The sequence below is a fragment of the Pseudomonas sp. YL2 genome, assembly GCF_023063025.1.
GTDB classification, from domain to species: Bacteria; Pseudomonadota; Gammaproteobacteria; order Pseudomonadales; family Pseudomonadaceae; genus Aquipseudomonas; species Aquipseudomonas putida_A.
In genome coordinates, this window is record NZ_JAJSLU010000014.1 from 65,298 (window position 1) to 76,508 (window position 11,211).

Annotated in this window: 12 protein-coding genes; 7 read left to right on the forward strand and 5 right to left on the reverse strand. The window is 60.2% G+C overall.

All coding sequences use genetic code 11. The features are described from left to right. Nucleotides 1-65: 65 nt before the first annotated feature. From LVD08_RS19650 to LVD08_RS19660, 3 genes are all read right to left on the reverse strand, one after another. Nucleotides 66-422: a hypothetical protein gene (locus tag LVD08_RS19650; RefSeq protein WP_247268974.1), complete on the reverse strand. Its 357-nt coding sequence runs from the start codon at nt 420-422 to the stop codon at nt 66-68. Nucleotides 423-652: 230 nt separating this feature from the next. Beyond that, the gene (gene yghU, locus LVD08_RS19655; protein ID WP_183780453.1) at nt 653-1,492 is read right to left on the reverse strand and encodes a glutathione-dependent disulfide-bond oxidoreductase; all 840 of its coding nucleotides are present in this window, start codon (nt 1,490-1,492) and stop codon (nt 653-655) included. Between the two features lie 73 nt (nt 1,493-1,565). After that, nucleotides 1,566-2,186, reverse strand: coding sequence for a LysE family translocator (locus tag LVD08_RS19660; protein WP_247268975.1), 621 nt, complete (start codon nt 2,184-2,186; stop codon nt 1,566-1,568). Nucleotides 2,187-2,362: 176 nt separating this feature from the next. On the opposite strand from LVD08_RS19660, the gene LVD08_RS19665 reads away from it, so the two are divergent. Next, nucleotides 2,363-3,256 carry a LysR substrate-binding domain-containing protein gene (locus LVD08_RS19665; RefSeq protein WP_247268976.1) on the forward strand — a complete coding sequence of 298 codons (894 nt, stop codon included), beginning with the start codon at nt 2,363-2,365 and terminating at the stop codon, nt 3,254-3,256. A 21-nt stretch (nt 3,257-3,277) separates the two neighbouring features. On the opposite strand, the gene LVD08_RS19670 is transcribed toward LVD08_RS19665, so the two are convergent. Next, entirely contained in the window at nt 3,278-4,207 is a 930-nt protein-coding gene (locus LVD08_RS19670; protein ID WP_247268977.1) for a LysR family transcriptional regulator, read from the reverse strand. Nucleotides 4,208-4,333: 126 nt separating this feature from the next. On the opposite strand from LVD08_RS19670, the gene LVD08_RS19675 reads away from it, so the two are divergent. The 4 genes from LVD08_RS19675 to LVD08_RS19690 all read left to right on the forward strand — a co-directional run bounded on the left by LVD08_RS19675 (nt 4,334) and on the right by LVD08_RS19690 (nt 7,847). Next, nucleotides 4,334-4,609 carry a DUF2798 domain-containing protein gene (locus LVD08_RS19675; RefSeq protein ID WP_247268978.1) on the forward strand — a complete coding sequence of 92 codons (276 nt, stop codon included), beginning with the start codon at nt 4,334-4,336 and terminating at the stop codon, nt 4,607-4,609. Nucleotides 4,610-4,808: 199 nt separating this feature from the next. Continuing rightward, on the forward strand, nt 4,809-6,596 hold the full coding sequence (locus LVD08_RS19680) for a thiamine pyrophosphate-requiring protein (protein WP_247268979.1): 1,788 nt from the start codon (nt 4,809-4,811) through the stop codon (nt 6,594-6,596). Nucleotides 6,597-6,702: 106 nt separating this feature from the next. After that, the gene (locus LVD08_RS19685) at nt 6,703-7,134 is read left to right on the forward strand and encodes a DNA methylase (protein ID WP_096797193.1); all 432 of its coding nucleotides are present in this window, start codon (nt 6,703-6,705) and stop codon (nt 7,132-7,134) included. Further along, the gene (locus LVD08_RS19690) at nt 7,134-7,847 is read left to right on the forward strand and encodes a DUF72 domain-containing protein (protein WP_247268980.1); all 714 of its coding nucleotides are present in this window, start codon (nt 7,134-7,136) and stop codon (nt 7,845-7,847) included. Before LVD08_RS19685 ends, LVD08_RS19690 begins: the two co-directional genes overlap by 1 nt. 45 nt (nt 7,848-7,892) lie before the next feature. Here LVD08_RS19690 and LVD08_RS19695 read toward each other — a convergent pair whose 3' ends face one another. Continuing rightward, nucleotides 7,893-8,711 (reverse strand): alpha/beta fold hydrolase, encoded by an 819-nt coding sequence (locus LVD08_RS19695; RefSeq protein WP_247268981.1) that lies wholly within the window; start codon nt 8,709-8,711, stop codon nt 7,893-7,895. A gap of 188 nt (nt 8,712-8,899) precedes the next feature. Between LVD08_RS19695 and LVD08_RS19700 the strand changes: the two genes are divergently transcribed. Both LVD08_RS19700 and LVD08_RS19705 read left to right on the forward strand, forming a co-directional pair. Beyond that, nucleotides 8,900-9,349: a winged helix-turn-helix transcriptional regulator gene (locus LVD08_RS19700; protein WP_239777530.1), complete on the forward strand. Its 450-nt coding sequence runs from the start codon at nt 8,900-8,902 to the stop codon at nt 9,347-9,349. A gap of 154 nt (nt 9,350-9,503) precedes the next feature. After that, nucleotides 9,504-11,210, forward strand: coding sequence for a ShlB/FhaC/HecB family hemolysin secretion/activation protein (locus LVD08_RS19705; protein ID WP_247268982.1), 1,707 nt, complete (start codon nt 9,504-9,506; stop codon nt 11,208-11,210). The last annotated feature ends 1 nt before the right edge of the window (nt 11,211 follow it).

Here is an 11,211-nt window from a genome sequence, read left to right on the forward strand (position 1 = left end):
TGCGCTTCCTACCAGCGCCTATGAGCAGATGGACCTGAAGCGCAGTCTCAGCGGCAACGTAAAGGTCAGGAGTACCGTTTCAGACGCTCACGCCAGTTGCCACCGTGAGTACGCTGGCACGCCTCCTCGGAGTCGAAACGCACGTTGCGCTCTGAAGGGGAAAGGTCGATATCGGCTTCCCTCAGCGCAGTGGCCGTCAGTTCGAAGAGGCGTGCCTTGGCATCAGTCAGTGCGAGGTTTTTGTCGGCTTCGGTGTCGAACACCCAGATGACGTTCAGGGTTGCCGCCAACGCGTTCAGGTCAGCGGTGTGAGTCAGCCAGGTGAAGCCTTTGATTTCAGCTTTTGCGGCTTCACATGCATCGGTGAGCGTGGCAATCAAGCGCCGCTCGATTTGCGCCAGTTCACGTTTTCCAGGGGGCATTGCAGATCCTTTGACGACAGTGGTGGTGTGGTCTCAATGTAATTGCTGAGGTTCACAAATCCTCATGTCCAACCCGAATTCCCTGTGGGAGCGAGCTTGCTCGCGAAAGCGGTAGGTCTTTTATGTCAGTGTTGACTGACTTGGCGCCTTCGCGAGCAAGCTCGCTCCCACAAAGGTTGCTGTGAACCGGGATGCCCCTGTCCAGCACAAATCTTTGTGGGAATGTGGCGTCAGTCCAGATCGCTGGCCTGATGTCGCTCCGCAACCTGACTGGCCTCGTCACCCCAGGTGCGATTGACCCGCTGGCCACGCTTGACTGCCGGGCGCTCGGCGATTTCTTCTGCCCAGCGTTGCACGTGGGTGTACTCCTGGGCCGCAAGGAATTCAGCCGCCGAATACACGTTATTGCGCACCAGTTGCCCGTACCACGGCCAGACCGCGATGTCGGCGATGGTGTAGCTGTCGCCGGCCAGATAGCGGCTCTCGCCAAGGCGCCGATCAAGCACGTCGAGCTGACGCTTGGCTTCCATGGTAAAGCGGTTGATCGGGTATTCGAGCTTCTCCGGCGCATACGCGTAGAAGTGCCCGAAGCCACCGCCCAGATAAGGTGCGGCGCCCATCTGCCAGAACAGCCAGTTCAGGGTTTCCGTGCGGCCGGCGGGATCTTTCGGCAGGAAGGCGCCGAATTTCTCTGCCAGATACAGCAGGATCGAACCGGATTCGAATACCCGAATCGGCGGCTGTGCGCTACGGTCGAGCAGCGCCGGAATCTTCGAGTTCGGATTGATCTCGACAAAACCGCTGGAGAACTGATCGCCCTCGTTGATGCGGATCAGCCACGCGTCGTACTCGGCCTCGGTGTGCCCCAGTGCGAGCAATTCTTCCAGCAGGATGGTCACCTTGACGCCATTGGGCGTCGCCAGTGAATACAGCTGCAGCGGGTGTTTGCCCACTGGCAGGGTCTTTTCATGCGTCGGCCCGGCAATCGGGCGGTTGATGCTGGCGAAATGGCCGCCGGACGGGGCTTCGTGTTTCCAGACTTTGGGCGGTACGTAGGGCGCTTTACTCATGAAATGGGCCTCATGGTGAACTTGCCGAGAATGACCTGACGGGTATCAGACCAGACAGCATAAACGCTCTAGCTCAAGACTGCGCAACTCCCGGAATCATCAAACATGCCGCCAGCCCCATCAACGCGATCCCGATAGCCTTGTCGAGGAGCCGCTGTTTTTCCAGCAGGCGCCGGCGTAACCGTTCGGTGGAGAAAAACAGCGCGACCAGGCTGAACCACAGCCAATGAATGACCGACATGAACAGGCCATAGGCGAAGTTCATCGTCAGCGAACTGTCTGGCTCCACCACCTGACTGTACGCCGCTACCACGAACAACATGGTTTTCGGATTCAGTGCATTGGTCAGAAAACCTGAGCAGAACACCTTCCAGGCACGGGGTGCCGAAGCGCTCGCCTCGGCAAATGTCAGTACAGATTTATTGGTGAAGGATTTGATGCCCAGATAGACCAGGTAGCCGGCACCCAGCAGTTTCATCATCCAGAACAGCAGCGGCGATTGGGTGATGATCAGCGCCACCCCGAACACCGTGTAGAACACATGAACCTGCACGCCACAGGCGATGCCCAGCGCAGCCAGCAAACCACTGCGCCGCCCGTAGGCATAACTGTTGCGAGTGACCATGGCAAAGTCCGGGCCGGGGCTGATCACCGCCAGAACAGTGATGGCGATTACCAGAAACAATTCATTCATCCCTACGCTCCATCGCGTTATTTGCGCTACTTGAATTCACAAATACAGAGCCTGCAGCATCGCCGCCAACAGCGTGGATGGAATTAACAGGCCCTGAGCGGCGACATGATGGAGAAGTGTCTTTGGCAAAAAAAACGATTTATAGTCGCGAAAATCTGTGAGAAATCATCGTCTATATGAACCTGCCTCCGCTGGCTGCCTTTCGCTTCTTCAACACCGCCGCCCAGACCCAGAGTTTCGTCAAGGCCGCTGAGTTGCTGCACGTCACCCACGGCGCGGTCAGCCGTCAGGTGCGCTTGCTGGAGGAGGCGATCGGGGTCGAATTGTTCGAGCGGCGTAACCGCGCGATTTTTCTCAATCACGCGGGACGCTTGCTGTTCAACGTCACCGCGCCGATGTTCGAGCAATTGCAGAACACGGTTTATCGCCTGCAGCGTGAAGTCCACGACGATGTGCTGGTGGTGTCCTGCGAGCCGACCATCGCCATGAAGTGGCTGATCCCGCGTTTGCCCGACTTCCACAGCGCCCATCCGCAGTTGCAGGTGCAGTTACTGACGGCCGGCGGGCCGATCGACTTCGCTCGTTCAGGCGTGGATCTGGCAATCCGCCGCGACGATTTCCATTGGGACGAGACCGTGCACGGCGTGACTGTTTGTGAAGAGTGGATCGGTCCGGTTTGCGTGCTGTCCAGTCGTCCTGACGGCGATCATTTGCGCGGCGCCTGCCTGCTGCACAGCAAGACCCGCCCGCAGGCGTGGGACAACTGGATGCGACAGACCCGGATCGGCGCGGCAGGGGGCAGTCGGGTCGATTACGAGCATTTCTACCTGTGCATTCAGGCCGCGCTGGCCGGGCTGGGCGTCGGTATGGCGTCGTTTCTGATGGTGCAGGACGAACTCAAATCCGGCCAGTTGATCGCGCCGTTCGGCTTCGTTCGCGACGGTTCGAGTTATTGCCTGCTGTCACCGCGACCCTTCGAACAGAGCGCCAATGCCATGCTTTTTCGCGAGTGGATTACCCAGCAGATGAGTGCGTGCAGCCAAAGGCTCGGGGGTGATCTGCAGCCTTGAAAGTGCAAGAGCTGCTGTGGATCAACCAGCTTGCACTGGCCAGCGCCTATTCAAGTGCTCCGTCAAATAATCCATGAAGGCTCTGACCTTCGGCGTCATCGCCGCACGTTCCTGTACGCACGCATAGATGTCCATCGGTTCGACATAAGCCTGCGCTTCACCTTGGAGATCGTCGAACAACGGCACCAATTGCCCGCTCTCGAGATAGGGCGCAGCGACGAATTCGGCCAGGCGCGTGACACCTGCGCCGTTGACTGCCATTTGCGCCAAGGCATCGATGTCGTCGCTGATGGCGGTGGCGTTGATCGGGGCGTCGTAGCGCTGACCGTCGCGGATCAGGCCCCAGCGCAGAAAGCGGCCATCCAGTGGATAGCGGAACGCCAGGCAGGCGTGGTGTTGCAGGTCTTGCGGTGATTGCGGCACCCCGGCGCGCGCAAGGTAGGCGGGAGCGGCGCAGAAGACGAAGGGCAGGGAAACAATCCGGCGCGCGACGATGCCGTCTTCCAGTTGCGGCTTGATCCGCAGGCTCAGGTCGATGCCGTTCTGGATGTGATTGATCTTGCCATTGGTGGTCGACAGCTCGACCAGCAGGCGCGGATGCAGCGCGGCGAAACTGGCGAGTAACGGCGCCAGGACGTGGCGGCCGAATGCACTGGTGGAGGCGATGCTCAAGCGGCCCTGCAATTCGCTTTCATCGTTGATGATTGCGCTTTGCGCTGACTCCAGATCAGCCGCAATACGCCGCACCTTTTCGTAATACAACGCGCCGTTTTCAGTCAGCGCCATGCTGCGTGTGGTGCGCTGCAGCAGGCGCACGCCCAGGTGCGTTTCCAGGCGACTGAGGGTCTGGCTGACCGCTGCCGCACTGACGCCCAGGGTTTTGGCGGCGCCGACGATCGAGCCGGCTTCAACTACTTTGATAAAACTGGCAATCGCCGCCAACAGATTCATCCGTGTCCCGCCGCGTGGGTTTGATTCGTAAGTTGTGCTTTATAAAGTACCTGTGGCGGGCCGTCTAGTTGAGGGCAGGGGGCTTTGCTAAGGTGCCGGCTCCCTGTCAATGGATGGAAAAGCCATATGAATCAAAGAACCACTACCGATGCCTTGTATCCTACACGGCGCAAGCTGTCGCCGCGTGCAACGCCGTACGTGTTTGCGTTGTACATGGCGACGATCATGGCGTTCCTGATGTCGCTGGTGATCACCGCCGCCAACTCCGGGATTGATAACGACTACCTGAGTAATGCGCTGCACGCCTACAAGCTGGCGATGCCGGTGGCTTTCCTTTGCATCCTCGTGGTGCGGCCGATCGTGATCAAACTGGTGGCGATGACGGTGCATCCGCATCGTTGATGAGCCCCGATCTTTTGATCTTCAAAAACAACAGCAAAAGATCGCAGCCTTCGGCAGCTCCTACAGGGAGCGGCTCGGCAACGCCGTCGGGTAAAAACAATCGAAACTTCGCGCGCTCCCAAGCTGTCCAGACCCATGTACCGCCCGGCGGATATCTCGCCGGGCAGGCTTCATGCACAGGTGACAGGCGAGGAACGAGATGACGACGACAGTGGGAGATTTTCTGGTTGAGCGGCTCAGCCAATGGGGCGTCACGCGGATTTTTGGTTATCCGGGAGACGGCATCAATGGTGTGTTCGGCGCGCTCGCCCGAGCCAATGGCAAGATCGAATTCGTTCAGGCCCGGCACGAAGAAATGGCCGCTTTCATGGCCTCGGCCCACGCCAAGTTCACGGGCGAATTGGGCGTGTGCATTGCCACTTCGGGGCCGGGTGCTTCGCACCTGATCACTGGGTTATACGACGCGCGCATGGATCACCAACCGGTGCTGGCGATTGTCGGCCAGCAGGCGCGGACGGCGCTCGGCAGTCATTACCAGCAGGAGCTGGATCTGGTCTCGATGTTCAAGGATGTAGCCGGAGCGTTTGTGCAGCAGGCCTCGGCACCGTCGCAAGTGCGGCATTTGCTTGATCGCGCCGTGCGTACGGCGGTTGGCGAGCGGCGGGTGACGGCGATCATCCTGCCCAATGATCTGCAGGATCTCGAGTACGAGCCACCGGCGCGGGCGCATGGCACTGCGCACTCTGGCGTCGGTTACACCAAGCCGAAAGTGCTGCCCTACGAGGCGGATCTGCAGCGCGCTGCCGACGTTTTGAACAGCGGTGAAAAGGTTGCGATTCTGGTGGGCGCCGGCGCGTTGCAGGCGACGGATGAAGTGATCGCCATTGCGGAAAAACTCGGTGCTGGCGTCGCCAAGGCGTTACTCGGCAAGGCTGCGCTGCCGGACGATTTGCCGTGGGTCACCGGTAGCATCGGCCTGCTGGGCACCGAACCGAGCTACAAGATGATGCACGAGTGCGACACCTTGCTGATGATCGGCTCGGGTTTCCCCTATGCCGAGTTCCTGCCCAAGGAAGGTCAGGCGCGTGGCGTGCAGATCGATCTGCAACCCGACATGCTCAGCCTGCGTTATCCGATGGAGGTCAATCTGGTCGGCGACTCCGCCGAAACCCTTGCTGCACTGCTGCCGTTGCTCGAACAGAAAACTTCGCACAAATGGCGCAAGAAAATTGAAGGCTGGCGCAGCACCTGGGAAAAGACCCTGGAAAAACGCGCGATGTCCAAAGCCGATCCGATCAATCCGCAGCGGGTGGTGTATGAGCTGTCACCGCGCCTGCCGGATCAGGCGATCATCACCAGCGACTCGGGTTCCTGTGCCAACTGGTACGCCCGTGACCTGAAAATTCGTCGCGGCATGCAATGTTCGTTGTCCGGTGGCCTGGCCTCGATGGGCGCTGCCGTGCCGTACGCGATCGCCGCCAAGTTCGCCCACCCCGAGCGCGCGGTGATTGCGCTGGTGGGTGACGGCGCGATGCAGATGAACAACATGGCCGAGCTGATCACCGTCGCCAAATACTGGCGCCAGTGGAGCAGCCCGAAGTGGATCTGTGCGGTGTTCAACAACGAGGATCTGAATCAGGTCACTTGGGAGCAACGAGTGATGGAGGGCGATCCGAAGTTTGAAGCGTCGCAAAGCATTCCCGACGTGCCGTATCACCTGTTCGCCATTTCCATCGGCCTGAAAGGAATTTTCGTCGACCGCGAAGAAGACGTCGCCGCCGCGTGGGAGCAGGCGCTGGCCTCGGACGTACCGGTGCTGATCGAGTTCAAGACCGACCCCAACGTGCCGCCGTTGCCGCCGCACATCAAACTCGAACAGGCAAAGAAATTTGCCACGACCTTGCTCAAGGGCGACCCGGACGAAGCGGGCGTGATCGTGCAAGCCGCCAAGCAAGTACTGGCCAGCGTCCTCCCCGGCAAAAAATAACCCCATGTAGGAGCTGCCGCAGGCTGCGATCTTTTGATCTTGAAAAAGCAAATCAAAAGATCGCAGCCTGCGGCAGCTCCTACAGAGGGCCGTGAGGGATAAACCAATGAGCAAAACCGTCAGCGCCCACGACCTGCACATCAGCCTTGATCCGTTAAGTGAGGAGGGGTTGTTCAAATGGTTGCTCGCCAGTTTCCTGATGGGCAAGCGCATTCAGGCCGGCATTGCCGCCGAGGCCTATCGAGTGATTGCCGAGCGGCATCAGCGCGATACGCTGCGCAAACTCGCCCACTGCACGCATCGACAATTGGTCGGCATGCTCGGTGAGGCGCATTACGTGCGTTACGACGAAACCACGGCCACGCGGTTGCTGGCCCTGGCGGCGCGGCTCAATGATGAGTACGCCGGCAAGGTCGGCAACATCGTCAAGGCCAGCGTCGATCGTGCCGAGTTCGAACAGCGCCTGATGGCGTTTGACGGGATTGGTCCGAAGACCGTGGAGATTTTCATGCGTGAAGCGGCGAGGGTGCTTTTTTGATGTTCATCGGTTGCGCAGGCTGGAGTCTGGGACGTGAGTATTGGCCGCAGTTTCCGGCGGAGGGCACGCATCTGCAGCGTTATGCCGCGCGGTTCGACTGCGTGGAAATCAACAGCTCGTTCTATCGCCCGCATCGGCGTCAGACCTATGCGCGCTGGGCGGATTCGGTACCGCCGGGCTTTCGTTTTTCGGTGAAGGTGCCAAGGCAGATCACGCATGAATTGCGTTTACAGAACTGTGATCAAGCGCTGGACGAGTTCCTCGGACAATGCGAGGGGCTGACTGACCGGTTGGGCTGTCTGCTGGTGCAACTGCCACCGTCGCTGACATTCACACCTGAAATTGTCGAAGCGTTTTTCGTGGCGTTGCGCCAACGCTTCGCCGGTGCCGTGGTGCTTGAGCCACGGCATGAGTCGTGGGTGGTGGCGGCGCCGATGTTGCAGGCGTATCGGATTGCCCAGGTCGTGGTCGATCCGTCGCGGATCAGTACCGACGGTTCGGCGCAGGGCTGGGCGGGTGTGCTTTATTGGCGGCTGCACGGTTCGCCACGCATTTACCACAGCGCCTACGATGAGCGCTATCTGCAAGCGCTGGCAGAGCAAATGAAAGTCGCGGCAGCAGAGGGTGCCGCGGCCTGGTGCATCTTCGACAACACTGCCAGTGGTGCCGCGCTGGGTAACGCGTTGGCACTGGCAGCGTTGATGGCAGATTGAGGCAGGCGGACAACCACTCGCAGAAGGTTGTCGCGCCGACGCACATCAGCGGTTCAGGAAACCCAACAGGTCTTCGTTGAGCGCCTGGGCGTGTGTCACGGCAAAACCGTGCGGTGCCCCGGCGTAGACTTTCAGCTCGGCGCCCTTGATCATCGCCGCCGCCTGTTTGCCGGTGGTTTCGAACGGCACGATCTGATCGCCGTCGCCGTGGATTACCAGGGTCGGCACGTCGATCTTCGTCATGTCCGGACGGAAGTCGGTTTCGGAGAACGCGGTAACGCAATCCACGGTGCCTTTCAGCGAGGCGAGCAGGGCGACGTTCAGGGTTTGCGTGAGCACGCCGTCGGAGACTTTCTGGCCCTGATTGGTGCCGTAGAACGGCGCGGCGAAATCAGCGATGAATTGCGCGCGATCCTTGAGCAGACCGGCCTTGATCCCGTCGAACACCGAGGTGTCGACGCCCTGCGGGTAGTCGGCTTTCTTGCCGAACAGTGGCGTCACTGCGCCGAGCAGTACCAGCCCGGCAACGCGCTCGCTGCCGTGGCGGGCGATGTAGCGACTGACGTCGCCGCCACCCATGGAGAAACCGACCAGCGTGACGTCGCGCAGGTCGAGGTGGTTGATCAGTTGCGCGATGTCATCGGCAAAGGTGTCGTAGTCGTAGCCGGTCCATGGTTGATCGGAGCGGCCGAAACCACGGCGGTCGAACGCAATCGTGCGGTAGCCGCGACTGCTCAGGTACTCCATCTGGTATTCCCACATGTCGGCATCCAGCGGCCAGCCATGGCTTAACAGCACGGGTTTGCCGCTGCCCCAGTCCTTGAAATAGATCTGTGTGCCGTCATCGGTAGTGAATGTGCTCATGGGAACTCCTTGCTGTGGGCGATCGTTCGGAAGGCCGGATGCCGCAATGGCCGCCCATCACTATCGGTGCAAATCGCGGCTGTCACTTGTACGCAAGTGCTCAATTGCCATGGCGGGTGGCGTGGTTCTTTTCCAGCGTCACAGTTGTAAGATGCAACCACACGCTGGATTTGATGGAGAAACACCCTGTGAAGCGCAAAAGCCTGCACGGCAACGCCTGCCCGGTCGCCCGTACGCTGGACCTGATCGGCGACTGGTGGTCGCTGCTGATCATCCGCGATGCGCTGGAGGGCATCCGCCGCTTCAGTGATTTTCAGAAGAATCTGGATATCGCCAAGAATATGCTCAGCGCTCGGCTCAAGAGCCTGGTAGAGCAGGGGATCCTGCAAACCGTGCCGGCCGCCGATGGCGGTGCTTACAAGGAATACGTGCTGACCGAACGCGGCAAGGCCCTGCAGACGGTGATCGTCGCGCTGTCGCAGTGGGGCGGGGAGCACCTGTATGCGCCGGGCGAACCGGGCTCGGTGATGGTTGATGCGCAGCAGCGGCAGCCGATCAGGAAGCTGGAATTGCGTTCAGCGGATGGCCGCTTACTGGCACCTCAGGACGTGGCGACGAAGTTGGGCGTTGCGCACTGAACCAAGGATTCCCCTCGGAAAACCGCAGCCGCGTCGATTGTTCAATCCCTGTTACAAACCCGACAAAAGGTTGAAACGATTGTTTGACGTCAAAATGATGGCCATCTAATATCGCGCCACTATTTTGATGTCATTCCGTATCGAGGGATCGAACATGTACCCACCCGCCCTCGCGGCGAGGTTGTGCGTAGCTTTGCTGTGCCTGTCTCCGCTTCAAATTGCCTTCGCTGCACCCACCCCCGGTGAAACCGACCTGATCCGCGATCGCCAGAATCGCTTGCTCGAAGAGCAGCAGCGGCGTCTTGAAGACCTGAAAAATCTGCCCGGCAAAGAGGCAGGTCCGGCGCAACCAACGGCGCCCACCGATACCCGCTGTTTCCCGATCAAGGACATCGAGCTCAAGGGCGCCGACAGTCTGTCCGACAGCGACAAAACCCGCCTGCTCAAGCCCTACATCGACCAGTGCCTCGGGGTGCCGCAACTCAACGAGCTGCTCAAGGTCATCACCGACCATTACATCGAGAAAGGTTTGGTCACCAGCCGTGCCTACCTGCCGCAGCAGGATCTGTCCGGCGGGCACCTGAAAGTGCTGGTGGTCGAAGGCAAACTCGAAGGCATGAAGGGCGCCGAGAACAGCAAGCTATCGGAGCGTGAACTGGCGATGGCATTTCCCGGCAAGTCCGGCGAACTGGTCAACCTGCGCGAGATCGAGCAGATGGTCGATCAGCTCAATCGCCTGCCGTCCAATCAGGCCAAGATGGAGCTGGCGCCGGGCAAAAACGTCGGCGGCAGTGAAGTGCTGGTCACCAATAACCCGCAGAAGCTATGGCGGGCCGGACTGTCGCGCAGCAACGACGGCCAGCGCAGCACCGGTGAACAGCAGTGGGGCACCACCTTCGATTGGGACAGCCCGCTGGGCCTGGCCGATCAGTTGAGCCTGCGCGGCGGTCACGACGCAATGACCGATCACCAGCACACCTCCAGCAACGCCATGCTCAATTACAACCTGCCGTGGGGCTGGTGGAACTTCAGCTACACCTACAGCCAGAGCGACTACCGCTCGCAGATCGCCGCCAACGGCTACAACTTCAAGCAGACCGGCGACAGCGAAAACCATCAATTGCGCGCCGAGCGAGTGATCCATCGCGACTCGGTGAGCAAGACTTCGCTCAGCGCCGGGCTGTCCTACCTGCGCACCAACAACTACATCGAAGACAGCAAGCTCAAGCTGAGCAGCAACCGCATCAGCGAAGCACAGTTCGGTTTCAACCACGGTCGCCGCATCGGCAGCGCCTTCGTCAACTTCGACGCCGGCATGCAGGAAGGCATCGGCGCGTTCGATGCGCAGGGCAGCCACGATCCAGGCCCCGGCGAGCCCGACGCACGCTACCGCAAATACACCGCGACTCTGAGCTACCTGCAGCCGTTCAAGGTATGGGGCGAATCCTTCAGCTTCAGCAGCCTGATGACCGGCCAGCGCAGCGAAGACGTGCTGTTCAGCCCGCAGCGCACCAGCCTTGGCGGGTCAGCGTCGATCCGTGGCTACAAGGATCAGTCGTTGTCCGGCGACAGCGGCGGCTACTGGCGCAACGATCTGCGCTGGAGCCGACCGGTCACGGCCGAATGGCTGCGCCCGGTGTTCGCTGAATACGGCACCAGCCTCGGTTACGACCAAGGCGTGATTCGCGGCGACCGTTACAACGGTGATCAGCACGGACGCATGTCGAGCAACTCGCTGGAACTGTTCGCCCGTGGTCAACACGTGGCCGCCAGCGTGACCTTTGCTCACTCCCTCGAACGCCCGGACGTGCTGACCGAGCGTGAAGCGCCGATCTATTTCCGCCTCGACTTTTTCATCTAAT